This is a genomic window from Ruegeria sp. C2 (assembly GCF_056537765.1).
Genome location: NZ_JBQFRZ010000004.1, coordinates 117,098 through 142,508 on the forward strand (window position 1 = coordinate 117,098; position 25,411 = coordinate 142,508).

Annotated in this window: 27 protein-coding genes; 21 read left to right on the forward strand and 6 right to left on the reverse strand. The window is 58.2% G+C overall.

Annotated elements, in window-relative coordinates; all coding sequences use genetic code 11:
- The 9 genes from ACR0IV_RS14610 (at position 1) to ACR0IV_RS14650 (ending at position 5,738) form a co-directional block, all read left to right on the forward strand.
- Positions 1 to 510, forward strand: a complete 510-nt coding sequence (locus ACR0IV_RS14610) for an FAD-dependent oxidoreductase (RefSeq protein WP_480659512.1) — start codon at positions 1 to 3, stop codon at positions 508 to 510.
- Positions 507 to 1,586 (forward strand): threonine aldolase family protein, encoded by a 1,080-nt coding sequence (locus tag ACR0IV_RS14615; RefSeq protein WP_480659513.1) that lies wholly within the window; start codon positions 507 to 509, stop codon positions 1,584 to 1,586. Before ACR0IV_RS14610 ends, ACR0IV_RS14615 begins: the two co-directional genes overlap by 4 nt.
- A gap of 106 nt (positions 1,587 to 1,692) precedes the next feature.
- Entirely contained in the window at positions 1,693 to 2,505 is an 813-nt protein-coding gene (locus tag ACR0IV_RS14620; protein ID WP_480659514.1) for an aspartate dehydrogenase, read from the forward strand.
- Positions 2,506 to 2,507: 2 nt separating this feature from the next.
- The gene (locus tag ACR0IV_RS14625; RefSeq protein ID WP_480659515.1) at positions 2,508 to 3,482 is read left to right on the forward strand and encodes a threonine ammonia-lyase; all 975 of its coding nucleotides are present in this window, start codon (positions 2,508 to 2,510) and stop codon (positions 3,480 to 3,482) included.
- 475 nt (positions 3,483 to 3,957) lie between these two features.
- Entirely contained in the window at positions 3,958 to 4,107 is a 150-nt protein-coding gene (locus ACR0IV_RS14630) for an ABC transporter ATP-binding protein (protein ID WP_480659516.1), read from the forward strand.
- A gap of 122 nt (positions 4,108 to 4,229) precedes the next feature.
- Positions 4,230 to 4,487 carry an ATP-binding cassette domain-containing protein gene (locus ACR0IV_RS14635; RefSeq protein ID WP_480659517.1) on the forward strand — a complete coding sequence of 86 codons (258 nt, stop codon included), beginning with the start codon at positions 4,230 to 4,232 and terminating at the stop codon, positions 4,485 to 4,487.
- Positions 4,487 to 5,191: an oligopeptide/dipeptide ABC transporter ATP-binding protein gene (locus ACR0IV_RS14640; RefSeq protein ID WP_480659518.1), complete on the forward strand. Its 705-nt coding sequence runs from the start codon at positions 4,487 to 4,489 to the stop codon at positions 5,189 to 5,191. Before ACR0IV_RS14635 ends, ACR0IV_RS14640 begins: the two co-directional genes overlap by 1 nt.
- A 64-nt stretch (positions 5,192 to 5,255) precedes the next feature.
- Positions 5,256 to 5,441, forward strand: coding sequence for a DDE-type integrase/transposase/recombinase (locus tag ACR0IV_RS14645; RefSeq protein ID WP_480659519.1), 186 nt, complete (start codon positions 5,256 to 5,258; stop codon positions 5,439 to 5,441).
- A 138-nt stretch (positions 5,442 to 5,579) separates the two neighbouring features.
- Positions 5,580 to 5,738, forward strand: a complete 159-nt coding sequence (locus ACR0IV_RS14650) for a hypothetical protein (protein WP_480659520.1) — start codon at positions 5,580 to 5,582, stop codon at positions 5,736 to 5,738.
- A 154-nt stretch (positions 5,739 to 5,892) separates the two neighbouring features.
- Here ACR0IV_RS14650 and ACR0IV_RS14655 read toward each other — a convergent pair whose 3' ends face one another.
- From ACR0IV_RS14655 to pobA, 6 genes are read right to left on the reverse strand one after another with little or no spacing between them, the layout of a single operon-like run.
- Complete coding sequence (locus ACR0IV_RS14655) at positions 5,893 to 6,954, reverse strand: 3-carboxy-cis,cis-muconate cycloisomerase (protein ID WP_480659521.1); 1,062 nt, start codon at positions 6,952 to 6,954, stop codon at positions 5,893 to 5,895.
- On the reverse strand, positions 6,951 to 7,823 hold the full coding sequence (locus tag ACR0IV_RS14660) for a 3-oxoadipate:acetyl-CoA acetyltransferase (RefSeq protein WP_480659522.1): 873 nt from the start codon (positions 7,821 to 7,823) through the stop codon (positions 6,951 to 6,953). The genes ACR0IV_RS14655 and ACR0IV_RS14660 overlap by 4 nt, the downstream gene beginning before the upstream one ends.
- On the reverse strand, positions 7,816 to 8,415 hold the full coding sequence (pcaG, locus tag ACR0IV_RS14665) for a protocatechuate 3,4-dioxygenase subunit alpha (protein ID WP_480659523.1): 600 nt from the start codon (positions 8,413 to 8,415) through the stop codon (positions 7,816 to 7,818). Before pcaG ends, ACR0IV_RS14660 begins: the two co-directional genes overlap by 8 nt.
- A 2-nt stretch (positions 8,416 to 8,417) precedes the next feature.
- Positions 8,418 to 9,143 (reverse strand): protocatechuate 3,4-dioxygenase subunit beta, encoded by a 726-nt coding sequence (gene pcaH, locus ACR0IV_RS14670; protein WP_480659524.1) that lies wholly within the window; start codon positions 9,141 to 9,143, stop codon positions 8,418 to 8,420.
- Complete coding sequence (gene pcaC, locus ACR0IV_RS14675; protein ID WP_480659525.1) at positions 9,140 to 9,520, reverse strand: 4-carboxymuconolactone decarboxylase; 381 nt, start codon at positions 9,518 to 9,520, stop codon at positions 9,140 to 9,142. The genes pcaH and pcaC overlap by 4 nt, the downstream gene beginning before the upstream one ends.
- 26 nt (positions 9,521 to 9,546) lie before the next feature.
- The gene (gene pobA / locus ACR0IV_RS14680) at positions 9,547 to 10,716 is read right to left on the reverse strand and encodes a 4-hydroxybenzoate 3-monooxygenase (protein ID WP_480659526.1); all 1,170 of its coding nucleotides are present in this window, start codon (positions 10,714 to 10,716) and stop codon (positions 9,547 to 9,549) included.
- Between the two features lie 248 nt (positions 10,717 to 10,964).
- On the opposite strand from pobA, the gene ACR0IV_RS14685 reads away from it, so the two are divergent.
- The 12 genes from ACR0IV_RS14685 (at position 10,965) to ACR0IV_RS14740 (ending at position 25,380) form a co-directional block, all read left to right on the forward strand.
- A complete protein-coding gene (locus ACR0IV_RS14685; RefSeq protein WP_480659527.1) occupies positions 10,965 to 11,993 on the forward strand; it encodes a TRAP transporter substrate-binding protein in 1,029 nt (342 codons plus the stop codon).
- 83 nt (positions 11,994 to 12,076) lie between these two features.
- A complete protein-coding gene (locus tag ACR0IV_RS14690) occupies positions 12,077 to 12,637 on the forward strand; it encodes a TRAP transporter small permease (RefSeq protein WP_480659528.1) in 561 nt (186 codons plus the stop codon).
- Positions 12,634 to 14,130 carry a TRAP transporter large permease gene (locus ACR0IV_RS14695; RefSeq protein WP_480659529.1) on the forward strand — a complete coding sequence of 499 codons (1,497 nt, stop codon included), beginning with the start codon at positions 12,634 to 12,636 and terminating at the stop codon, positions 14,128 to 14,130. The genes ACR0IV_RS14690 and ACR0IV_RS14695 overlap by 4 nt, the downstream gene beginning before the upstream one ends.
- A 236-nt stretch (positions 14,131 to 14,366) precedes the next feature.
- Positions 14,367 to 15,905, forward strand: a complete 1,539-nt coding sequence (locus tag ACR0IV_RS14700) for a benzoate-CoA ligase family protein (RefSeq protein ID WP_480659530.1) — start codon at positions 14,367 to 14,369, stop codon at positions 15,903 to 15,905.
- The gene (locus ACR0IV_RS14705) at positions 15,902 to 16,720 is read left to right on the forward strand and encodes an alpha/beta fold hydrolase (RefSeq protein ID WP_480659531.1); all 819 of its coding nucleotides are present in this window, start codon (positions 15,902 to 15,904) and stop codon (positions 16,718 to 16,720) included. Before ACR0IV_RS14700 ends, ACR0IV_RS14705 begins: the two co-directional genes overlap by 4 nt.
- Positions 16,717 to 17,172 (forward strand): DUF309 domain-containing protein, encoded by a 456-nt coding sequence (locus ACR0IV_RS14710; RefSeq protein ID WP_480659532.1) that lies wholly within the window; start codon positions 16,717 to 16,719, stop codon positions 17,170 to 17,172. Before ACR0IV_RS14705 ends, ACR0IV_RS14710 begins: the two co-directional genes overlap by 4 nt.
- 76 nt (positions 17,173 to 17,248) lie before the next feature.
- Positions 17,249 to 18,910, forward strand: coding sequence for a 2,3-epoxybenzoyl-CoA dihydrolase (boxC, locus tag ACR0IV_RS14715; protein WP_480659533.1), 1,662 nt, complete (start codon positions 17,249 to 17,251; stop codon positions 18,908 to 18,910).
- 33 nt (positions 18,911 to 18,943) lie between these two features.
- Positions 18,944 to 20,395: a benzoyl-CoA 2,3-epoxidase subunit BoxB gene (gene boxB, locus ACR0IV_RS14720; protein ID WP_480659534.1), complete on the forward strand. Its 1,452-nt coding sequence runs from the start codon at positions 18,944 to 18,946 to the stop codon at positions 20,393 to 20,395.
- 243 nt (positions 20,396 to 20,638) lie between these two features.
- A complete protein-coding gene (boxA, locus tag ACR0IV_RS14725) occupies positions 20,639 to 21,829 on the forward strand; it encodes a benzoyl-CoA 2,3-epoxidase subunit BoxA (RefSeq protein ID WP_480659535.1) in 1,191 nt (396 codons plus the stop codon).
- A 1-nt stretch (position 21,830) separates the two neighbouring features.
- On the forward strand, positions 21,831 to 22,277 hold the full coding sequence (locus ACR0IV_RS14730) for an acyl-CoA thioesterase (protein WP_480659536.1): 447 nt from the start codon (positions 21,831 to 21,833) through the stop codon (positions 22,275 to 22,277).
- A 64-nt stretch (positions 22,278 to 22,341) separates the two neighbouring features.
- Positions 22,342 to 23,262 carry a helix-turn-helix transcriptional regulator gene (locus ACR0IV_RS14735; protein ID WP_480659537.1) on the forward strand — a complete coding sequence of 307 codons (921 nt, stop codon included), beginning with the start codon at positions 22,342 to 22,344 and terminating at the stop codon, positions 23,260 to 23,262.
- Positions 23,263 to 23,313: 51 nt separating this feature from the next.
- Complete coding sequence (locus ACR0IV_RS14740; protein WP_480659538.1) at positions 23,314 to 25,380, forward strand: 3-hydroxyacyl-CoA dehydrogenase NAD-binding domain-containing protein; 2,067 nt, start codon at positions 23,314 to 23,316, stop codon at positions 25,378 to 25,380.
- Positions 25,381 to 25,411: the final 31 nt, after the last annotated feature.

A 25,411-nucleotide genomic window follows, 5' to 3' on the forward strand; every position in this document is an offset into this window, starting at 1 on the left:
ATGGTGCTTGCACTACTGAAATATGGGTTGTCCCGCCGATATCCGGCTCGGGAAGAGATTCCTCAGACACCCGATCTGAAGCCGCATTATGATGTGGTGATCGTCGGTGGCGGTGGTCATGGTGTGTCGCTGGCCTATCATCTGGCCACCAAACACGGCATCACCAATGTGGCGATCCTGGAAAAGAATTATCTGGGCGGCGGTAACACTGCCCGGAACACCACCGTAATCCGGTCGAACTATATCGATCAGCGGTCAATCAAATTTTATGCCAGCTCGCTGCGGCTCTATGTAAATCTGGCCAATGAGCTGGATTACAACATGATGTATTCGCGACGGGGGTCAGTTGACCTTGTCGCATTCCGAAGGCGAGGTTGCACAGATCGTCGTGGCCCGGATCGGCGCGATTCTGATCCGGGCGGATCAGGACGGGGAATATGCGTTGCACATGCTGACGGATTTCGCCTCGGCCCATTACCTGTGGGACGTGCTGCAGGACGCCGCGGATGAATTTGGCGGAGGGTTCGTCTGAGATGCCCGTCTATCATTTCAATTCGGACAATGGCGCGCCGGTTTGCGATCAGATCATGCAGGCCTTGATCGAGTGTAATTCCGGTGTTGAAACGGCTTATGGCGCGGATCAATGGTCGAAACGACTGGATCAGGCCTATTCAGAATTCTTCGAACGTAAATGCTTTGTCTTCCCTGTTCCGACAGGGACGGCGGGAAATGGTCTGGCGCTGGGGGCGGTGACCCCGCCTTACGGGACGATCTTCTGTCATGAAGCGGCACATATTGTCACAACCGAATGCGGCGCGCCCGAGTTTTATTCGGGTGGCGGGCGCATGACCCTGCTGCGCGGAAAGCATAACAAGATCAGTGCGGAAACGTTTCGGCAGGCTCTTGCAGATCATGGGATTGGAAATGTCCACCACATGCAGGCCAGCGCGCTGAGCGTGACGCAGGCGACCGAGTGTGGTGTGACCTATTCGCTCGACGAGCTCGGCGCATTGTCGGCAATCGCCCATGACAACGGCATGAAAGTACATCTGGATGGTGCGCGGTTCTCGAACGCGCTGGTACATCTGAATGCGACGCCTGCCGAAATGACCTGGAAAGTGGGCGTTGATCTTTTGACGCTGGGGACCACCAAGAACGGGACTATGAACGCCGAAGCGGTTATCACCTTTGATCCAAAAATCGCCGAGGTGGTGCGGTACATGCACAAACGTGCCGGACATCTGTCCTCTAAAATGCGCTACATGTCGGCGCAGCTGCTCCGCTTCCTCGAAAACGATCTTTGGCGCAAGAACGCATTGCTGGCTAACGGCAATGCCGCGCGGATCGCGGAGTCTCTGGCACTGTGCGACGGTGTGGAGTTCGCCCATCCCGTACATATCAACGAGGTTTTCGCGTCGCTTCCGGAAGAGATGATCCAGGCGTTGAACAAAAACGGGTTCCACCTGCGGCCGTGGAATTGCGGTCTTACAGGGGAAAACGTCCGCATGGTGTTGTCTTATTGCGATGCGCCTGACCGCCTCGACCTTTTTGAAACCGTGTGCCGTCAGCAGTCAGTCTCCCACTAGTACGCTGATTGCACCGGTTTCCGCCCTCGCCACGCCCCCTCGGCGAGGGCATTTTTTTTGAACAAGGCCATTGTATGCGATGGCACTCAGACGGAATGAGGAACTTATGGAACAAAAGAAGCTGGGAATTGCGGGTATCGGAGCGATTGGCAGTAACGTGGCCCGGGCCATCGATCGCGGCCAGATACCCGGATTTGCTCTGACGGGGATGGCGGCCAGCCGCCCCGAACGTCTTGATGCGTTAAACGCCGAGCTGTCGAAACCGGCACCCTTTATGGATTTCGATGCCCTGGCTGCGAATTGCGACTGGGTTCTGGAAGGGTTGCCGCCACAGTTGTTCAACGACCTTGCAAAGCCGGTGCTACAGGCCGGGAAAACCCTGATTGTCATGTCCTGCAGTCAATTGCTGGGCCGTGAGGATCTGATCGCGCTGTCGCGTGACACAGGAGGGCAGATTATTATCCCATCCGGTGCGATGCTGGGGCTGGATGCGCTCAAGGCGGTTGCGGTGGGCGAGATAAAGTCTGTAACTATTGAGACCCGCAAACCGGTGGCCGGCCTGATCAATGCCCCTTATCTGAGCAAAACCGGTCTGGATCTATCGGGCCTGACCGAGGCGAAACAGATCATTTCCGGCAGCGTCACCGAGGTGGCACAAGAGTTCCCAGCCAATGTCAACGTGGCTGCCGCGCTTAGCCTTGCGGGGCTGGGACCGGATCGAACCCGGATGGAAGTCTGGGCCGATCCAACGCTGACGCGAAACAAACACACGGTGCGCGTTACCTCGGACAGTTCGGATTTCACCATGAGCATTCAGAACCGCCCGACGGACGAAAATGCCGCCACGGGCCGGATCACTCCGCAGAGCGTGATTGCATTGCTTAACTCTCACAACGCCACTTTGCAGATTGGAACCTGAACATGCTGACATTGGAAATGATCCGGGCTGCAGCCGACACTTTGAACGGTGTCACCCGCGTTACACCCCTTCTGGAATCCGAGCTGTTGAATGCCCGGCTGGGTTCCCGCCTGCTGGTGAAGCCGGAATGCCTACAACGCACCGGGTCTTTCAAGATCCGCGGTGCTTACACCAAGATTGCATCCTTGACCGAGGCTGAACGTCAATCCGGTGTCGTGGCCTTTTCATCGGGAAACCACGCGCAGGGTGTGGCCGCCGCCGCTGCCGCTATGGGCGTCCGGGCAACAATTATCATGCCCGACGACGCGCCTTCGATCAAACTGCGCAACACGGCAGAATACGGTGCCGAGGTGATCACTTATGACCGCGAAACCGGAGACCGCGCCCAGATTGCCAAAGACGTGGCCGAACGTACCGGCGCGGTCATGGTTCCGCCCTATGACGACTATGTCCTGATGTCCGGTCAAGGCACTGTCGGGCTTGAGGTCGCCGAACAGCTGGAGCAGTTGGGCGTCAGCGCTGATGCGGTCATCTGTCCGGTGGGCGGCGGCGGCTTGATTGCCGGGGTATCAACGGCGCTAAACGCGCTGTGCCCCGAGACTGAAGTTTTTGTCGCAGAGCCGGAACATTTCGACGATACCCGCAAGTCCATCCAGGCCGGAAAACGCATTGGAAATGATCCGGGTCATCAGTCTGTCTGCGACTCGATTGTTACTCAGATCCCTGGTGAACTGACGTTCCCCATCAACCAAAAACTGGTTTCGGATGGTTTTGCAGTTACGGATGGACAGGCGCTTGCCGCGATCCGGGTTCTGCTGGATGAGCTGAAAATCCTGGCCGAACCCGGGGGTGCCGTGGCATTTGCCGCCGCTCTGAAATATGCGGACCGCTGGGCCGGTAAAACAGTTGTCGCCATCGTTTCCGGGGGCAATGCGGATCTAAATGCGGTAATGAGCGAAAAACGCGATCAAGTGTAGACGGGGGTTGTCAGGATCTGCTGGGTGTGCCCCTTTTGGTTGATCAAGATATGCAGACAGCGTTCCGGCGGTAGTCGCCTCAGTTTCTGAAACGTGGCTCGTTCTGACCGCTATTGATGCGGTCGGCTCTCGCCAGATAGGCGGTGCATTCGGCGCATGCACCTGCTTATGATGGTTACGCGCTGACTTCTCGGATCTTCTGCGCCTGATCTTGCTGTTTGATCCGAATACGCAGTCTTGTTGACCGGAAAATACCCTGCCTCGGTACCTCGCAGCGAAACTTGGTACAGTTTGGTCATTCATTGATTTTAGTCTGTACGTGAGATGGCTACTGGGTTGACAGTTCCTTGGCGTGTTCATCCTAGAGATCATGGGGATCTGCTCTGGTACGACGGTAGGAGGTGGCGCGCAGTTTGTGACGATGGGGTCGATAGATTAGGCTGATTTGGTCGTCGTATTGTACGGAGGGCAGGTGATGGAAACAGCGGCCAAGGCTGATATGCTTGCCCACGCCTATCATCCCTATTCTGCAGGACTAATCGGTTCTCAGCCTGAACTGGCAATGCCAGGTCAGGAATTGCCTTCGATTCCAGGATATCCGCCTGGGCCGAGTGAGTTGTTATAGGGCTGTCGGTTTGCTCCACGATGCGTGCGCGCGGAACCGAGATGCCATGACGAATCCCCAGTGCTTCAAGCCAGCGGTCAGTATCGCCAGAGCGCATGTCACTTTTGGCTGGAGTTGGCGAAATGACAGCCCTTATCGATGTTCAGGATGTCAGCGTTAGCTTTCAACAGGCACGTAATCTTTTAGAAGTCTTGACCCGCCAGAAAGCACGCGCGGTTCAAGCCGTCAGTAATGTTTCGTTGAAGCTGGAGCCGGGTGAAACCCTTGGTATCGTGGGTGAATCCGGATGTGGTAAAACTACACTAGGCCGTGCGTTGCTTGGCCCCTGCCACGTACCGGCGGCCAGATTCTGCTTGAAGGGCAAGAGATCGACAAGCTGATGAAATCGGACCCGATGGCCTTTCGCGGCAACGCACAGATGGTATTTCAGGAACCGTTCTCCGCTTTGAATCCGAAGATGACGGTGGGCGATAGCTTGGCTGAAGTACTGCGCGTGCATCGCGCCTGTCCCAGCGGTGAAATCCCCAGAAAGGTGGCCAATCTTCTGAAAACAGTCGGGCTCTCGCCGGAACTGGCAAGCCGTCGCCCACGGGCGCTGTCAGGCGGGCAATGTCAGCGTATCGGTATCGCGCGTGCATTGGCGGTCGAGCCCAAACTCATTGTCGCTGATGAGAGCGTTTCGGCGCTCGATGTATCCGTCCAGGCGCAAATCCTGAACCTGCTTCTCGAGCTGCAACGCGAACGCGGGCTGGCTATGATCTTCATTTCACGCGATTTGTCCGTCGTGCATCATGTCTGCAAGAAAATAGCGGTAATGTACTTAGGACGCGTGGTTGAGATTGGCGACTGCGCTGAAGTATTCGCAAATCCACGGCACCCTTATACCCGTGCTTTGATGGCAGCACGCCCTAAAATGAATGTGCAAAGCCTCAATCCGGAGGCTATTTTGCCAGGAGAACCGCCTAGCCCTCTGTCGATGCCGGCGGATTGTGCGTTTCACCCCAGATGCCAATACGCAGATGATCGCTGCCGTTACGCGGAGCAACCTGCACTGGAAGGCACTGGACCAATCAAAACAGCCTGATTCCTGATCGATAGCCTTCCGGCATCGGTGAATTAGAAGATGTTCGGTTGCAAACTCGGATCTATTGCAAAGTTCTGATTATTGCGCGCGCATAGATGAGACTTACATCCGATTGAAAGGGATTTGGGTCTATCTCTATCGAGCTATCGACAAACACGGCAAACGCTTGGTTTCATGCTTTCGCAGCGTCGGAACAAGTCGGTCGCCACAAAGTCCTTTGCTTGGATGTCGGAGGTCGACGGGCTTCTAAGAAAGTTGTCACTAACAAAAGCGGCGCAAACACAGCCGGCGTTAAAGTCGTCAATAAGATGCTGAGGCAGTTTGGTAGTGTGATCCCTATCGAGATGGTGTGGTGCAAATATTTCAATAGCATTGTGAAACAAGATCATTGCTTCATCGAAAGTCGGGCGAGTTCGATGCATGGTTTCACATCATTTGCTTCTACCACTTCAAAATCGGTGGGTTCGAACTGGCTGGCATGATCCGCAATGGGCAGATCGCAACCGGAGCCTGTCCTTCCAAAGGGCCCGCCGAACTGGCCGCCTAATTTCGATCAGTGAAACGATGCGCCGCGCTCAAAAGTTTGCGACAACGCCATCAGGATGACATGACGCAGGAACAGCTTCGGGATCAGATCCGTGAGTTAACACGGCAAATTAAAGTCGAAACCTGCGAGGAAAGGGCTAATCCGCATTAAGATGTCAGGCCGGTGCGTTGCCGATGGAAATGATCTGGGTGCAAAGCGCGATGGCGGCACCAAGTGATCGAGCCGTGGTCTCGGCCATGGTCGGCAGGATCATCCACTCCAGCGCCCATGCGCTGCCGGATCGTTCCTGTTCATGCACCAGTGCGTTATGCATGGCCGACACCTGCGTTGCGTTAAACCGGGCCAGTGTCACTAGCAACTCGGCCAGGATCGGGTTCTGCTTGTGTGGCATGGCCGAAGAGGTTCCGCCGCCCGACAGCGTGACCTCGTCTACGCCCTGCTGGGCCATCAGGCAGATATCCTGTCCCATTTTCCCCAGCGACCCCGAAACGCGGGACAACAGGTCGGTATATTCCACCAGCCTGCTGCGGCTGGACTGCCAGCTTTGATCCGCGACATGCAGCCCAAGCGATTGGGCGATATATGCCGCCAGATCGCGCTGCGCGGCCCCGATTGTCTGACCATCGCCAACGGGACCGGCCAGTTGCACGCATTCCACGCGCGGACGCAGATGCGCAAAGCTTTGGTGGTGGGTCTGGAGCGGATCGCGCCATGTGCCGATCCGGTGGCCAACGGTGACGGGCAGCGCGGCCTGCATCCGTGTGCGCCCCATGATCCTGCGTGTGCCGTAACGTTCGCTCAGCTCGGCCAGCAGCTGCGACAAGGTCGACAGTCGGGCCTGCAACAGGTCCGTGGTCTCGCGCAGCGTGATTGCCAGCGCGGTATCCATCACGTCCTGCGAGGTTGTTCCGGTGTGGATGGCAGCACTCAGCGGGCCCGCGCCCGATCTGAGGTTCTGAACCAGCGCGGGTATGGGCAACCCGTCCGCCATCGTCCCCAGGCGCAAGGCTTCGATGTCGGGTTTGGCTTGCTCGATCCAGGCGGCTGCGTCTTCAGCCTCTTGCGTGGATGTTTTGCCGACCGCACCCAGGCCGCGCGAATAGGCGGCCTCGAACGCCAACATATGTGCCAACGACCGTTCGGCCGACCAGATCTCTTGCACCTCGGGATCGCCGAACAAGCCAGAGAACCAAGGGTGCGTGAACAGATCGGTCATATCAAAGCGCCCTTAGTTGACGCGGCAGCTGCGCGCAGGCCCAGAATCGCGCGAGCCTGATCAACGGTTGCGACAGGGCGTTCATGGGTATGGCACAGGTCCACGGCCCGCTGCACAAGTGCGGCGTTGGATGGTGCCAGCGTGTCACGATCCAGACGGACGTTATCCTCCAGACCCGTTCGGACATGCCCGCCCGCCGCGATGGACCATTCGTTCAAGATGATCTGACCGCGCCCGATCCCGGCGGCGCACCACGGGGCATCCCCGAACAGTCGCTGTACGGTCTTCACATAGAAATCGAACACGTCGCGATCCACCGGCATCGCATTCTTCACGCCCATGACGAACTGGACATAAGGTGTGTCGGTGATTTGCCCGTCCTGATGCATCCGGGCCGCTTGCAGGATGTGCGACAGGTCAAAGGCTTCGATCTCGGGCTTGATCCGGTACTTGACCATTTCACGCGCAAGCCAGTCGACCAGATCGGGTGGGTTTTCGTATACGCGGGTCGGAAAATTGTTCGACCCCACCGAGAGTGAGGCCATATCCGGCTCAAGCGCCAGCATGGCCCCGCGCGCTTTTCCGGCGCCGGACCGGCCGCCGGTGGAAAGTTGGATGATCATTCCGGGGCAGTGCTTTTCTATCCCTGCCTTCAGCGCCGCAAACAGGTCCGGGTCCGAGGTCGGTTTGCCGTCCGCGTCACGCACATGGCAATGGGCGATGGATGCGCCCGCCTCAAAGGCTTCGTGCGTGCTTTCGATCTGTTCCGTGATCGTGATGGGCACAGCCGGATTATCGGCTTTGGTCGGTACCGACCCGGTAATTGCCACGCAGATGATGCAGGGGGATGAAAGGGCAGGGTCAGACATCGAAGAATACCGTTTCAGAGGGGCCCTGAAGATGAATGTCAAACCGATATCCCTGCGGCGCCGGTTCCGCGATCAGGGTTTGCCTGCGCGGGGTCTGTTCGATCAGGTTCAACACCGGGTCTGCCGCATTCGCGGTTTCCTCATCAGGGAAATACAGCCGTGTGTTCAGGCCGGTGTTGATGCCTCGGGCGACCAGCCAGAGGTTGATATGCGGGGCCATCACCGCCCCGGTTTCATCCGCTACGAGCCCGGGTTTGATCGTGTTGAAAACCCATTCCCCGGTCTCGAAATCCGGAATGACCCGACCCCAGCCGCGAAAACCCGGATCGACCGGCCCCTGACCCGGATAGATCCCCTGGGCATCGGCCTGCCATGTTTCGATAAGCACATCTTTGACCGGCGCGCCGGTTCCATCGCGCACGATGCCCCGCACCCTGATCCGCGTGCCCGCCACATCCGCACCCGCGATATCGCGGCCCAGCTCGTTGCGGTAGATGTCAAACCCGGCATCCCCAGGGGCCAGTCCGATATGAACATAGGGCCCCGCTGTCTGCGAAGGCGTCTCCTTGAGGTAGTCAAGATTTTGCGCCATGGTCAGTTCCCTTCGGGCCGGTTTTCGAAATAGGTTGACCGAGACCCGCGCAACACGATGTCGAATTTGTAGGCAAGGCAGTCGAACGGCACGGATGCATTGATATCGAGCGTCGCGACCAGTTGTTCGATCGCACGCGGGTCCGGGATCGTGTTGACGATCGGACATCTGGCGATCAGGGGGTCACCTTCAAAATAAAGCTGCGTAATCAGGCGCTGGGCAAAACTGTGTCCGAAGACAGACACATGGATATGCGCGGGCCGCCAGCTGCTGACCCAGTTGCGCCAGGGATAGGCACCGGGTTTGACTGTGCGAAAACGGTAGTAACCCTGATCATCGGTCAGAGTACGGCCGCAGCCGCCGAAGTTGGGGTCGATGGCGGCCAGATAGGTATCTTTCTTATGGCGATACCGCCCCCCGGCGTTGGCCTGCCAGATTTCCACCAGAGTATTGGGTACCGGGCGGGCGTTTTCGTCCAGAACCCGTCCGTGCAGCAGGATGCGTTCGCCCACAGGATCGCCGGTTGTCGCAAAATTGCGCAGCAGGTCATTGTCCAGCGGATCGATGTCACCATGACCAAAGGTCGGACCGGACAGCTCGCTTGCGGTTCCTTCCAGTGACAACAGCGGGTATTTCGGCGCGCGTGTGACGCTGGTTTTGTAGTCCTGTGCCAAAGACTGCGGATGCCATGCACGGTCGCGCGGATACAGTTGGGGGGATCGGGTCATTCTGCCTTATCCTCCATCTCGGAAAAGGTTTGTTTGGCAAGTGCGATTGCCCGGTTTGCGCAGGGAACGCCGGCATAGACGGCGGCGTGCAGAAAGGCCTGCAGGATGTCCTCTTTCGATGCGCCGGTATTGGCACAGGCGCGCACATGCATCGGGATTTCATCAAAGTTCCGGGTCGCGGCCAGCAATGCCAGCGTGATCATCGAGCGTTCACGCGCAGTGATCGTGTCATCCGCCCACAGCGTGCCCCAGGCGGTTTCGGTGATCATGTCCTGAAACGGTGCATCGAATGCGGTTTTGTGTGCCTCGGCACGCTCTACATGCGCATCACCCAGAACCCGGCGGCGCACAGACATGCCGGTTGCATGGCGATCCATCCTGTTCTCCCTTTCATCAATCCTGTTCAATAGGGCAGCCCCACATAGTTTTCGGCCATCGCCTTTTGTGCCGCGCTGTTGCTGCGCAGAAAGTCGATTTCCGCCCGTTGCATCTTGAGATCAAATTCGGACTGATCGGGAAAGCGATGCAACAGTTTTGAAAACCACCAGCTGAACCGCTCGGCCTTCCAGACCCGCGCCAGCGCGTTTTGCGAGTAGGCCTCTAATCCGTCCTGTGACCCGTCCCGGTAATAGTCTCGCAGTGCCTGAAACAGGTAATGTACATCCGATGCTGCGGTATTCAGCCCCTTGGCCCCTGTTGGGGGCACGATATGCGCGGCATCCCCGCATAGAAACAGCCGCCCCCATCGCATCGGTTCCGTCACGAACGAGCGCAGCGGTGCAATGGATTTCTCGATCGATGGGCCGGTAACAAGGCGGTCGGCATATGCCTGCGGAATACGGCGTTTCAGTTCCGTCCAAAAGGCGGCGTCTGTCCAGTCATCAGGGTGATCGGACAGGGAACACTGGATGTAATAGCGGCTGAGATTCTCGTTCCGCATGGAACACAGCGCAAAGCCGCGATGCGATGAGGCATAGATCAGTTCGTGGTGTACCGGCGGCGTTTCCGACAAAACACCCAGCCAGCCAAAGGGATAGGTCTTTTCATATTCGCGCCGGATTGACAGGGGGATGGTCTGGCGACTGACGCCGTGAAACCCGTCACACCCCGCTATGAACGCGGTATCGATACGGTGATCCTGCCCATCGGTGGTGAAGGTCACACACGGGCTGTCGGTCTCGGCACCGTGGATGGTGACGTGCTCGGTGTTGAAAATCACCGTCCCACCTGCGGCCTCGCGCGCGTTATAGAGATCGCGGGTGAGTTCGGTCTGTCCGTAGATAAGAACCGGCTTGCCGGTGTGTTCCCGGAAATCGATGCGAAAGCAGTCATCTTCGAACGCGATCAGTGTACCGGTATGTTCAATCGCCTCGTCATGCAGGCGCGCGCCGACGCCCGCCTGATCCATAAGCGCAACAAACCCCTGTTCCAACACCCCGGCACGGATGCGGCTCAGCACGTGGTTCTTTGTTCTGCGCTCCAGCACGATGCTGTCGATTCCCTGCGCAGCAAGAAGCTGTGACAGCAGTAAACCCGACGGCCCCCCGCCGATCACAACAACTTGTGTTTGCATCTGATCCTCCTGTCTCCGGCAAGCAGGATTGCATTGCGAACCGAGTTTCGCAACGCAAGGATGCGACCATAACATTGCGAATGAAGTACAAACGAAGCCATACATGAACCTGCGGCACTGGCCGAACGCAGCGTCGGACCCGCCCCAACGCCTTGGCATCCGGGGTGAATGCCGACAAAAAAGTTGCGATATTATGCATGTTATGCATTAAACTGCATCACGACGCATATGCAGAGGAGGAGGAAACGATGAAGATCAAACGCACGCTGGTGGGCGCTTTAGGGGCGCTTGCGCTGGGCGTAGGGACGGCGGCAACCGCGGCCGAGTATGAATTCAACCTGCAAAGCTTTTTGCCAGCGCAGGCGACCATACCCTCAAAGATCATCGATGTCTGGGCCGACAAGATCGAGGCGGATTCGGACGGGCGCATCGAAATCACGCGTTACCCGTCGATGCAATTGGGGGGTAAGCCGCCGGAATTGCTGGATCAGGTCATTGATGGCGTCATCGACATTACCTGGAACGTCATCGGCTATACGCCGGGCCGCTTCCCGTCGACCGAAGTGTTTGAACTGCCATTCCTGGTGAACGATGCCAAACCTGCCTCTGCCGCGTTCTGGACCTTGCTGGAAGAAGACATCGCCGCGCGCGAGTTTTCGGACGTCAAGGTTCTGGGCGGCTGGGTGCATGGACCCGGCATGATCCACGCCAACAAAGAGGTTCTGACGCCCGAGGACTTCAATGGCATGAAAATCCGCGGCGCGTCGCGCCAGGTGAATGCGTTGCTCAGCACGTTGGGGGCGACCCCGGTGGGTATGCCTGTGCCGGCGGTGCCCGAGGCATTGTCCAAGGGTGTGATCGACGGCACCACGATCCCGTGGGAAGTGACCAAGGCCCTGAAAGTACCGGAACTGGTCGAAAATCACACCGAATTCACCGGGCCGATGATGTACACGGTGACATTCGTTCTGGCCATGAACAAAGACAAATATGCCGCGCTGCCTGATGATCTGAAGGCGGTCATCGACAAGCATTCGGGGCTGGAGTTTTCCATGTTCGCCGGAGAAGTTCAGCAAGCCTATGACGAACCCGCGCGCGAAATCGCGCTGGATCGCGGTAACAACGTGGTGACGCTGGACGCCGAACAATCCGCCGTCTGGGCCGAAGCGGCGCAGCCTGTCTATGACACATGGTTGTCCGAGATGAACGAAAAGGGCATCGATGGTCAGGCCCTGATCGATCGGGCCAAGGCATTGATGGCCGAACACGGTAGCTAAGCCGGACCTGCCGCGCGGCGAACCCGGATCGTCGCGCGGCCTCAAGACCGAATTCCTGCATCGGCGCCGTGGACGGAGGGGACATGCACCGAACGATAGAAAGGCTGGCGCGCGGCATGGCGCTGCTGGGAGGGGGCGTACTGACCGCTTTGATCCTGTTGATCTGCATCTCGGTTCTGGGCCGGTCTTTCAATACACTGCTGCACGGCTGGATCGGGCAAGCGGCACCGGGCTTTTCCGAATGGGTTTTGGGGTTGGGTGTTGGCCCCATCAACGGGGATTTCGAAATCGTCGAGGCAGGCGTGGCGTTTGCGATCTTTGCCTTTCTGCCGCTGTGTCAGCTGAATTCGGGCCATGCGGTTGTCGACATCTTTACCTCAAAACTCTCGCCACGGATTGATCGCGTGTTGCGGATGCTGGCCGAGGTCGTCTTTGCCGCGGTTCTGGTGTTGATCGCAGTACAGTTGTTTGGCGGCATGATGGCCAAGATGCGTTTTGGCGAGAACACGTTTATCCTGCAATTCCCGGTCTGGTGGGGATATGCCGCAAGCTTTTGCGCGGCGGTGGTTGCGGCTGTTGTCGGCCTGTACATGGCGGCGATCCGCATCCGCGAATGCGCGACAGGAAAGGAAATCCTGCCGTGAGCGATCTCGCCATCGGGTTGCTGTCTTTTCCCGCACTGCTTCTTTTGATTTTTGCCCGCGTTCCCATCGGGCTGGCCATGTTCGTCACGGGGCTGGTCGGGATCGTGACCGTCACCGGAAACCTGAACATCCCGCTTGGGCGGCTGAAGTCCGAAACCTATACGACCTTCTCAAGCTATTCGTTGTCGATTGTGCCCATGTTCCTGTTGATGGGGTATTTCGCGACGCTGGGCGGGATGTCGACGGCGCTGTTCAAGGCAGCCGAAGGGTTTCTGGGGCATCGTAGGGGTGGCGTGGCCATGGCCGCGATCGGTGCCTGCGCGGGGTTCGGAGCGATCTGCGGATCCTCTCTGGCCACCGCCGCCACAATGGGGCGCGTGGCGCTGCCAGAGTTGCGCCGCTATGGGTATGCCGGTGGGTTTTCCACCGCTACGCTGGCCGCCGGCGGGACATTGGGCATCCTTATTCCGCCGTCTGTCGTGCTGGTGATTTATGCCATCCTGACCGAACAGAACATTGCCAAGCTGTTTCTTGCGGCCTTCATCCCCGGAGTTCTGGCCGCTTTGGGATATGTGGTCGCCGTCTCTGTCTATGTGCGCCTTTATCCCGACAGCGCCGGAACCCGCCCCGCCGCCCCGTACCGAGAGCGCTTTCGCCTGTTGCTGGATGTCTGGCCGGTGCTGGTGGTGTTCGGTGGCGTGGTGGGCGGCATCTATGCGGGATGGTTTACGCCAACCGAAGGGGCTGCTGTGGGTGCCGCCGGAACCGGTCTGATTGCGCTTGCGAATGGGGGTTTGACGTGGAGTACGCTCAAGGATAGCTTTACCACCACGGCCAAATCCACCGCGATGATATTCTTCATCATTCTGGGCGCGGGGTTCTACAATGGATTTCTGGCCCTGACGAATGTGCCGCAGGAACTGGCGAGTTTCGTGCTGAGCAAAGGCTTCAGCCCGTGGGTGATCCTGGCGCTGATACTGGTGTTCTACCTGATCCTCGGCTGCGTGATGGACAGCCTCAGCATGATCCTGCTGACGATACCCATCTTTTATCCGGTCGTATCGGTACTGGATTTCGGTCTGGTCGACCTGATCGCGATGCAGCATGATGCGGCCCGCGCTGCGCTGGCGGGAACGGCTGATATTGCGCCGGACATTCGGGCAGAAATCGAATCCCTGGTCGCGTCGGGTGCCGAGATCAGCCGGGATCTGCAGAAAGAGATCGGAATCCGCGTCACACAGGGCATGGCGGATCGCATCGCCGAGGAACGCACCGCCATCTGGTTTGGTATTCTGGTTCTGATCGTGGTCGAGGTCGGGTTGATTACGCCACCGGTTGGCATGAATCTGTTCGTGATCAACACGATGGATTCCGAAACGCGGATGATGGAAACCTACAAGGCAGTGCTGTTCTTTGTAGGGTCGGACATTCTGCGCGTCATCATTCTGGTGCTCTTCCCCGCGATCACCTTGTTTCTGATCCCCTTTGGATGATCTCACACATATTTGTGCATGAAAATGCATAAATATCAAAATGGATATTGCAATCGTGCGGGAATAATATGCAATATAACACATAATTTCAGGCATCAGTGGCGGGACTTGTTTGAGGCCGCGGTTCAGATGATCACCCGAATGTCGCGGCCCAAACGAGGGGGTTGGGCCGCAGGGCAGGGCGATTGGTTTTTACCGGCAAGCGGGCGCAGGTCAGTCAAGGGAAGGAGGACCCCGTGTCAGAAAACCAGAACGCAGCCCTTTGGTTCGTTGATCGTCACATCGGCGAAGGGCGGGGTGACAAAGTTGCCTTTCACGAGGCTGATGGGCAGCGGCGCGCGCTGACTTATCGTGCGTTGTCGCAGGAAAGCGCCCGGTTTGCAGGGGCGTTGGCGCGCCACGAGGTCCGGCGTGAAGAACGTGTGGCGATGGTCGTGCTGGACCAGATCGAATTTCCGATTGCGTTCTGGGGGGCGATCAAGGCCGGGGCCATTCCCGTTCCGATCAACACATTGCTGTCTGCGCCCGTTTATGCCGCGACCCTGGATGACAGCCGCGCAACGATGCTGATCGTGTCCGCCGAACTGTGGGATGTTGTAAGGCCTGCCATTCAGGACAACACCTATCTGCGGCAGGTGATCGTCATTGGCGACGCACCCGAGGGCACCATCAGCATGGCCGCGTTCGTGGACGGGGCCGAGCCGATGGAGCCGGTCATTGCCCAAAGCGATGAAACCGCATTCTGGCTTTATTCCTCGGGCTCGACCGGGTCGCCCAAGGGGGTGCGCCATGTGCAGTCCAGCCTCAGGGCCACGGCCGATACGTTCGGGGCGCAGGTGCTTGGCATCCGCGAGGGGGATGTGGTGTTTTCCGTGGCCAAGCTGTTCTTTGCCTATGGGCTTGGCAACGGTCTGACCTTTCCGTTGTCGGTGGGGGCGACCACGGTCCTGCTGGGCGGGCGTCCGACGCCGGATTTGGCCTTTGGGATCATTGCGGCGCATGATCCGACGCTCTTTTGCGGCGTCCCGACCTTCTTTGCCGCGATGAACGCGCGGTTTGAGGCGGGCGATCTGCAACGCTCACCCGGTCTGCGGCTGTGTACCTCGGCGGGTGAGGCGCTGCCACGCGAAGTGGGCGAGGCATGGGAAAACCATATGGGTGCCCAGATCGTGGATGGTGTCGGATCGACCGAGATGCTGCATATCTTTCTGTCGAACCGGCCCGGCGACATCGTCTATGGAACTTCGGGTACGGCGGTGCCGGGTTATGAGGTGCGGCTGGTTGGCGATGCCGATCAGGACGTGGCCGATGGCGAGGTTGGTGAATTGCTGGTGCGTGGTCCGTCGGCAGCGGAAAGCTACTGGAACCGCCGCGAGAAATCGCGTTCCACCTTCGAGGGGCACTGGACCCGGACTGGCGATAAGTATGAGCGCACACCCGAGGGCCGCTACATCTATTGTGGGCGCACGGATGACATGTTCAAGGTGTCCGGCATCTGGGTCAGCCCGTTTGAAATCGAACAGACCCTGATCGAACATCCCGCCATTCTCGAGGCTGCGATCGTGGCCCATGCCGATGAACAGGGATTGGACAAGCCGCGCGCGTTTGTCGTTCTGAAAGATGGGCAGAACGCAGATACGATCGGTGATCTGAAGGAGTTCGTCAAAGACCGGATCGGCAAGTGGAAATACCCGCGCTGGGTCGAGGTGGTGGACGATCTGCCCAAGACTGCTACCGGCAAAATCCAACGATTCAAGCTGAGGGAAACCGCATGATCTGGCAGGACGGCGGCACCGGCCGCATTGATATTGACGGCACAAGCCTGGAATTGCGCACCTGGGGACCTGCGTCGCAGGATGCCCCCACCATCGTGATGCTGCACGAGGGGCTGGGGTGTGTTGCGATGTGGCGGGATTTCCCGGCCGAGGTTTCAGCCGCCACCGGGTTTGGTGTATTGGCCTATTCCCGCGCAGGGTACGGCCATTCGGATGCGGCACCATTGCCGCGATACCTGGACTACATGACCATCGAAGCGCAGGAGGTTCTGGGTCATGTTCTGGATCAGGCCGGTATTCAGCGGACAGTTCTGTTGGGGCATTCCGACGGCGCGACGATTGCCGCGATCTATGCGGGGTCGGTCTCGGACCCGCGGGTGCGTGGCCTGATCCTGATGGCGCCGCATTTCTTTACCGAAGAAATGGGCCTGGCGTCGATTGCGGCAGCGCGGGATGCATTTGAAACCGGCGATCTGTCCGGGCGGTTGGCTGCTTATCATCGCGATCCCGCTGCAACGTTCAACGGGTGGTGCGACGCGTGGTTGGACCCGGGATTCCAAAGCTGGAACGTGGCGGATGTCATCGACTATCTGCGCATTCCAACCTTGGCGATACAAGGGCGCGAAGACCAGTACGGTACATTGGCGCAGATTGCTGAGGTTGAAACCCGCAGCTATGCTCCTGTGGAAACCGCCATACTGAATGACTGTCGGCATGCGCCGCATTTTGATCAGCCCGCCGCCACTCTGGCCGCAATTGCGGAATTCACTGCACGGCTTGAGCGGTTAGAGCGTGCGGCACCTGCGATGGCATGACCTGCGGCTGGCGTCCCTCTCATGCCTATGTTCCGGGCCAGACATCGCGTCACCCTGAGGGTTTATTTGACGTCTTTAAAACCGGCCTGTCCGATGTACCGGCGGAAGATCTTGCTGGGACAAGGGCTTGGGTCTATGGCTTGGCCTTTCTGAAGGACGGGTACTATTGGGAGGCTCACGAAGTACTTGAGGCCGTCTGGCTAACGTGCCCGCCCAATGCACCTGAACGTCTGATGGTGCAAGCGATCATTCAATACGCAAATGCCCTGTTAAAAGAGCGGATGGGCCAACCACAGGCGACGGCACGCCTGTTCGCGTTGTCCGACGATCTGGCGCGCGAGGCTGTTGATCGAGCGGGCGGGGATGTTTTGGGCGTGAGCGCAAAGTTATGCAAAATAATACATCAAAGCGCGGAAGATTGGTGTGATATCGCTAAAAGTGAACTGCAATAGTGCGTTATTTTGCACTAATTTCTTTACTCGATACATGCGGCCCACTATTCTGCATGACTGAAAGTAGGAGTTGTACATGACCAAGGTCATCAGTTTTGAAACTAATCCATCGGAGTACCGTCATTGGCGGGTGGAATATGATGGCCCGATCGCGAATCTGTTTATGGATGTCGACGAGGACCATGGGCTGTTTGACGGCTATCAGCTCAAGCTGAACTCTTATGACTTGGGTGTAGATATCGAGCTTGCCGATATCGTGCAACGTATGCGCTTTGAGCACCCTGAGGTGAAGGTGGTGGTCATGCAATCCGGTAAAGACAGGGTGTTCTGTGCTGGGGCCAATATCCGAATGCTGGGCGGTGCGGCTCACAGCCACAAGGTGAATTTCTGTAAATTCACTAATGAGACGCGTAACACCTACGAGGCCGCCGAAAAAGACAGCGGGCAGAAGTATATTGCCGCAGTCAAAGGGGCTTGCGCCGGGGGAGGCTATGAACTGGCGCTGGCCTGCAACCATATCATGCTGACAGATGACAGCACGTCCTCGGTCGCTTTACCCGAGGTGCCCCTGCTGGCCGTTCTGCCGGGGACCGGTGGACTGACGCGGGTGACAGACAAGCGCAAGGTGCGGCGCGATCTGGCCGATGTGTTCTGCTCGACCGAAGAAGGGGTCAAGGGCAAACGGGCGCTGGATTGGCGACTGGTGGATGAGGTCGTGCCCAATTCCAAGTTCGATGCAACCGTGCAGGAACGTGCGCGCGAATTTGCTGCTGCGATGTCCAAACCGGATGGTTCCTCCGGGATCGCTCTGGGTCCACTAAACAAGACGATCGGCGCAGCTGACTCGGTGACCTATAGTCTGATTGAAGTCGCTGTTAATCGTGATGTCCGTAAAGCAACTATCACTATCAGCGGCCCTGACGCGGGCGCACCGCAGGACATGGAGGCCTTCGCCGGCCAAGGCGATCAAGCCTATCTTTTGCGGCTGGTGCGTGAATTGGATGACGCCATCCTGCATTTGCGCCTGAACGAGATGGAGCTGGGCCTGCTGGTCTTCCGCACGCAGGGCGACCCTGAACTGTTTCAGGCGCATGAGGCGCTGCTAATGAACAACCGCGATCACTGGCTGGCCAATGAGGTGCTGCAATATTGGAAACGCCTGCTGAAACGGATCGATGTCACATCGCGTTCGATGTCGGCGCTGGTTGAACACGGATCCTGTTTCACGGGTATTCTGGCCGAAATCCTTTGGGCCGTGGACCGCACCTATATGATGGAAGACGAGTTCGAGGGCGACAACCGTCCGCTGGCGGCCATCACGATGACCGAGGTTAATTTCGGGCTCTTGCCGATGGGCAACGATCTGACACGCCTTGAAACCCGGTTTTTTGGTACACCCGACGCGGCCCGTCAGATTGCGGACAACAAGAACACCGCGCTGGATGCTGAGGCCGCCGATGCGCTGGGCCTGGTGACGATGATCTTGGACGACATCGACTGGGAGGACGAAATCCGCATCTTCGAGGAAGAGCGGGCCTCGTTCAGCCCCGATGCGATGACCGGGATGGAGGCGAACCTGCGTTTCGCAGGGCCCGAAACCATGGAAACCCGCATTTTTGGCCGCCTGACCGCCTGGCAGAACTGGATCTTCAACCGCCCCAATGCGGTGGGGCCGGACGGCGCTTTGCAGCGGTATGGCACCGGTTTGCGCGGCGAATATGACATGGAACGTGTGTGACAGGTTCCGCCCGAATTTCTTCAGGAGAAAGACATGCTAGACGTCATCAACGTAAGTTACGACACTCAGATCCCCAACAATGTCGGCCTGAGCCAGGACCGCAAGGTTCTGAAAGCACTTGAAAAATGGCATCCCGGTTATATCGATTGGTGGAACAAGCTGATCCCGCAGAACTTTCAGGAATCGATGGTCTATCTGCGCACGGCCGTCAGCGTGGACCCCAAGGGTTGGGCCAAGTTCGACTATGTGAAGATGCCGGAATACCGCTGGGGCGTTTTGTTGGCGCCACAGGTCGAGGATCGCGTCATTCCGATGGGCGAGCACAAGGGCGAAAAGGCATGGCAAGAGGTGCCGGGCGAATACCGCAACATGCTCAAGCGCCTGATCGTGATTCAGGGCGACACCGAGCCGGGATCGGTTGAACAACAACGGTTTCTGGGCCTGACCGCGCCGTCGCTCTATGACATGCGCAACCTGTTTCAAGTCAATGTGGAAGAGGGCCGCCATCTTTGGGCGATGGTCTATCTGCTGCAGAAATACTTTGGCAAGGATGGCCGCGAAGAGGCCGATGATCTGCTGATCCGGTCCTCGGGCTCGGAAGAAGCGCCGCGCATGTTGGGCGCGTTTAACGAGGAAACGCCCGACTGGCTGTCCTTTTTCATGTTCACCTATTTCACTGATCGCGATGGCAAGATGCAGTTGGAGAGCCTTGCTCAATCGGGATTTGACCCGCTCAGCCGCACCTGTCGGTTCATGCTGACCGAAGAAGCGCATCATATGTTCGTGGGTGAAACCGGTGTCAGCCGTATCGTGCAGCGGACATGTGAGGCAATGAACCAGGCCGGGCTGAGCGATCCCTATGACATCGGCAAAGTGCGCGATCTGGGCGTGATCGATCTGCCGACAATCCAGAAAAAGCTGAACCTGCACTACTCGCTGTCGCTTGATCTGTTCGGGCAGGAGGTTTCGACAAACGCCGCCAACGCCTTCAACGCAGGCATCAAGGGACGGTACATGGAGAACCGCATCGACGACGACCATATGCTGCAAAGCGATACATACGCAGTCAAAAGCATCGTCGATAGCGCTATCGTATCGCAGGATGTGCCGGCGTTGACCGCGATCAATATGCGGCTGCGGGACGATTATGTGCGTGACGCATCAGGTGGTGTCGGGCGCTGGAACAAGATCATCGAAAAGGCGGGGATCGATTTCAAACTCGCCTTGCCGCATGAGGCATTTCACCGTCAGATTGGCGTGTTCGCCGCCATCAAGGCCAACCCCGAAGGCGATATCATCTCTGACGCGGAGTGGGCGGCGAATGTCGACAAATGGCTGCCGTCCAAGGAAGACGGCGCGTATATCCAGTCGCTCATGGTGCCGTGCTATGAGCCGGGAAAATACGCGGGCTGGATTTCGGCCCCCAAGGTAGGGATCGACAACAAACCCGGCGATTTCGAATATGTGAAACTGCATATGGCCTGAACATACAGCCCGACAGTGGGGCAGGGGATATCCCTCTGCCTGTCACCTTTTACATGCCAGCGTGGGAAGGAGATCGACAATGCCTGCGGAACGCTCCGCTCTCAGCGTAGATACGGCCGAGATACAGCCCAAGCATTCGATGATACAGCGTCGCTGTCTTGGCTGTGACACCTGCAGGGGCATCTGTGCAGCACTTGTTGATGCCATGACACTTCCCGCCCTTATTCAGCGACGGCATAAATCATGAACAAGCCCCTCAAACAGCACCTGATCGACCCGGAAATCTGCATCCGCTGCTACACCTGCGAGATGACCTGCCCGGAACAGGCCATTGAGCATGATGACAACAATGTCGTGGTGAACGCTGACCTGTGCAATTTCTGCATGGATTGCATTCCGGTCTGCCCGACCGGTTCAATCGATGAATGGCGCGTTGTGGCCGAACCCTACAGCCTTGAGCAGCAGTATTCCTGGGAGGAGCTGCCCGAGCAGGAAGACCTGGGAACGGATGAGGCCGACACCGGGATCGAGGCGCTGGACGATGCGATGGCCGCGCTGCTGGCGGATGCGCACAAGGGCGCGGGCGGCAAGCCGAAGGCCCCGGCCACAGCGTCGAAACCCACGATCAACCTCTATAATCTGGGCAAGCCCGTTCAGGCCGTGGTGCAAGGCAACTATCGTTTGACAGCTGAAACCTCCGATGGCGATGTGCGTCATATTATTCTGGACTTTCAAGGACATCCCATGCCGGTCCTCGAAGGGCAGTCGATCGGGATCATCCCGCCGGGCCGCACCAATGATGACCAGCCGCACCTGCCGCGCCTGTATTCCGTCTCAAGTCCGCGCGACGGTGAACGACCCGGCTTTAACAACGTCTCGTTGACGGTCAAGCGCGAAGAGGGCGGCGTTTGTTCGAACTATGTGTGCGATCTGAAAACCGGCGATACGGTCAATGTAACGGGTCCGTTCGGGTCGACCTTTTTGCTGCCCGATGATCCGGACGCCCGGATCCTGATGATCTGCACGGGCACCGGTTCTGCCCCGATGCGCGCGTTTACCATGCGTCGTCAGCGCAAAGTTGGCACCATTCATGGTGGCATGACGATGTTCTTTGGGGCCAGAACGCCCGACAGCCTGCCCTATTTTGGGCCGCTGCAGAAAGTACCAAAGACCCTGCTGGATCAGCATCTGGTGTTCAGCCGCCAAGAGGGGCAGGACAAGGAATATGTACAAGACCGTATGCTGGCCAAAAGGGATATCGTCGCCGATCTGCTGCAGGCCCCCAACAGCTATGTCTATATCTGCGGCCTGCGCGACATGGAGGAGGGGGTCGAGCAAGCCTTTTCCGAAATTGCCGCCGGGCTTGGGCGGGACTGGATCGCACTGAGGGATCGCATGCGCGAAGATGGTCGATATCATGTGGAAACCTATTGATATGCCGACCCGGCCCGCGTCGGCCTATCGGCATGATATCCGTGTGACATGGGGCGATTGTGACCCTGCCCGTATTGCCTATACCGGGCGTCTGCCCTGGTTCACGTTGGATGCGATCAACGCCTGGTGGGAGGACCATCTGGGGCAGGGCTGGTATCAGCTGGAACTGGACCGCAATGTGGGTACGCCCTTTGTTCGGCTTGAGATGGATTTCAAGGCACCGGTCACGCCTCGGCACCAGTTGATCTGCCACGTTTGGCCCAGCCGGTTGGGAGAGTCGTCAATCGAGTTTCGGGTGGATGGCGAACAGGATGGCCGTTTGTGTTTCGCTGCACGCACGGTCAGTGTGTTCATCGTGGCGGATGCGTTTCAAAAGCGTCACCCACCTCAGGATATCAGGGATCTGCTTGAGCCGTTTTTACGAGAGGTCGGGCAGCTGAACACATAACCGTTTTCCTTTTTACCTCGGCGAAAGTAATGTGCATTATTATACACATTCGGAATTGTGGAACATGGCGGAAATTACAACCTTCGGCGGGGTTTCGACCCAGATTGACGCGGAATCCGAGATTGAACGTAGCATCTCGGCGCTGATGGTGCAGGTGGGTGAACGCGTCCGGAACGCGCGCGAACGCAAAGGCATTTCCCGGCGTGTCCTGTCTGAAAGCTCGGGTGTTTCGCAGCGGTATCTTGCCCAGCTTGAATCGGGAACTGGTAATATCTCGATCGGATTGCTGCAGCGGGTGGCGCATTCGCTGGATCACCGGATCGAATGGTTCGTAGGGGCCGAAGATCCGTGGAATTCGACCAGCCTGCGCGTTGCCGAGCTTTTTTCTGCCGCCGATAGCGAAACGCGCGATCTGGTGTTGCAAACTCTGGCTCCCGGTAGCGATCAGGCCGGACGGGCCCAGCGTGTCTGTCTGATTGGTTTGCGCGGTGCGGGGAAATCGACACTGGGTAAACTGGCCGCTGAACAGTTGGATGCACCTTTTCTGGAATTGAACAAGGAAATCGCCCTGCATGGGGGTATGCCGATTGACGAGATCCTCGCCCTGTATGGGCAGGAGGGTTATCGAAAGCTTGAGGCCGGGTCACTGGACCGGGTCATCGAGAACTATGACCGCGTGATCCTGGCAGTGGCAGGTGGCATAGTGTCTGAGCCCGAAACCCTGAACAAACTGTTGTCCAGTTTTCATACGATCTGGCTCAAGGCATCACCGCAGGAACATATGGACCGGGTGCGTGCGCAGGGCGATGAACGGCCAATGGCAGGCAATGCTGACGCTATGGAACAGCTGACCTCTATTCTGACCAGCCGCGAGGTTCTTTATGCGCGGGCTAGGTTCATGCTGGATACGTCGGGTCGGGCGCTGGATCAATCGCTTGACGAATTGGTGTCAATGATCCGGGCGCACAAGCTGTTGGACGCCTGATTGGGGTCAATTGCAACACAAGTGTGAAATATAACGCAGAGGGTGCAGCCGATGGCCGTAGATGTCTGGCGCCAAGGGCCTGTTGGGTTCGTAAGGTTGAACAATCCACCTGTGAACGCCATCGGCCTGAGCATTCGGCAAGGCCTGTGGGATGCGTTGGCATGGGTCGAAGCTCAGGAGGGGTTGTCGCGGGTCGTGTTGCACGGCTCAGACCGTGCCTTTGCCGCTGGTGCGGATGCACGGGAGTTCGATGCCCCGCCTGTTGCACCACATCTGCCTGATGTCTTGAATGGGATTGAGGCCTCGGAGGTACCTTGGGTTGCCGCGATTACGGGTGTTGCTCTCGGCGGTGGGTGCGAACTTGCGCTGGCTTGCCGCTACCGTATTGCTGCGCCGGGTGTCAGGATCGGCCTGCCTGAGGTGACACTGGGTGTCGTGCCCGGAGCAGGTGGCACACAGAGGTTACCGCGTCTGATCGGTATCGCCGCTGCGATCGAGATGATTTCGACCGGTAAACCCGTCACGGCCGAGTGCGCCGAGGAGCTGGGGCTAATAGATGGGATTGCAGATGATCCCGTCGATATGGCGCACCATCTGGACGTGGGAACGCTGGAGCTGTCCGTCCCGTCCGGCCTGAGGGATCTGCCCGCTGCGGATGATCGGGCGATTGACGCCGCGCGTGCGGTTGCGGGCCGGAAAATGGCCAACCAGATCGCGCCGCAACAAGCAATCGATCTGGTGGCGCTGTCGACCACCACTGCGCTGCCGGATGGGATGATGCAAGAGCGTGCGGTGTTTCTGAACCTGCGGCAAGGCGCGCAGGCCCGCGCCTTGCGTCACATGTTCTTTGCCGAACGCGGCGCGCGCGTTCCGAATGGGCTGAAAGCTCCAACCGGTGGCTTTGATCATGTTGCGGTTGTCGGTGATGGGACCATGGGTGCGGGCATCGCTTATGCCTGTTTGCAGGCCGGTTTGCAGGTCACGTTACTGGAGATTGCTAGTGAAGCTGCTCATCGTGCGCGGTCGAATGTAGAGCGGATCATTGCGGCCAGCCGTAATCGTGGCCTGATCTCGCCGCGGGTTGAGACGGAGATTCAGGCCCGGTTCGACGTGTCCACCGATTATGATGCCGCGTCTGGTGCAGATCTTGCGATCGAGGCTGCTTTTGAAAGCATGGATGTAAAGCGGGATGTGTTCGCCGCGTTGCAGGCGCATCTTGGCCCCGATACAATTCTGGCCACCAACACCTCCTATCTGGATGTTAACGAGATTGCTGAGGGTCTGGATGATCCAACCCGCGTGTTGGGCCTGCATTTCTTTGCGCCTGCGCATATCATGAAGCTGTTGGAGATCGTGCAAGGGCGCGCGACCAGTGATAGGGCGCTTGCCACGGGTTTTGCCCTAGCCAAGACGCTACGTAAGATTCCTGTTCGGGCTGGCGTATGCGATGGGTTTATTGGAAACCGCTTACTGGCCCGTTATCGCGAGGCGGCGGATACCGTTCTGATGGATGGATCGACCCCATGGGAAATTGATGAAGCCATGGTCGATTTCGGCTATGCCATGGGCCCTTATGAGGCTCAGGATCTATCTGGACTGGACATCGCCTTTGCCAACCGTCGCCGTGGGGATGCCACGCGCGATCCGAACCGCCGATACATTCCCATCGCGGATCGGATGATCGAATTGGGTAAACTGGGCAAGAAGGCCGGGGCGGGGTGGTATCGCTATCCCGGTGGGGGTGGCAAGGTCGAAGACCCGATCGTGGCCGACCTCGCAATAGAAGAGGCGTACTTTGCCGGGATCACACGCCGCGACTTTTCTGCGGATGAGATCAGGAACAGGCTATTATGTGCGATGATCAATGAAGCGGTCGGTATCATTGAAGAGGGCATCGCATCCTCGGCCTGCGATATCGATCTTGTTACTGTTTTCGGCTACGGCTTCCCGCGCTGGCGCGGTGGGTTGATGCATTATGCGGATACGATTGGAGTAGAGAGCATTTTGGAGCGGCTGGATGCTTATGCGCAGGAAGACCGCCTGGTCTGGGCCGCCAACCCGGCCCTGCGGCACTGCGCAGAACAGGGCCTCGCGCTGTCTGCCCGGTTTCCCGGCTGATTAGTCATTGCTGCGTCACCCACTCGGCAGG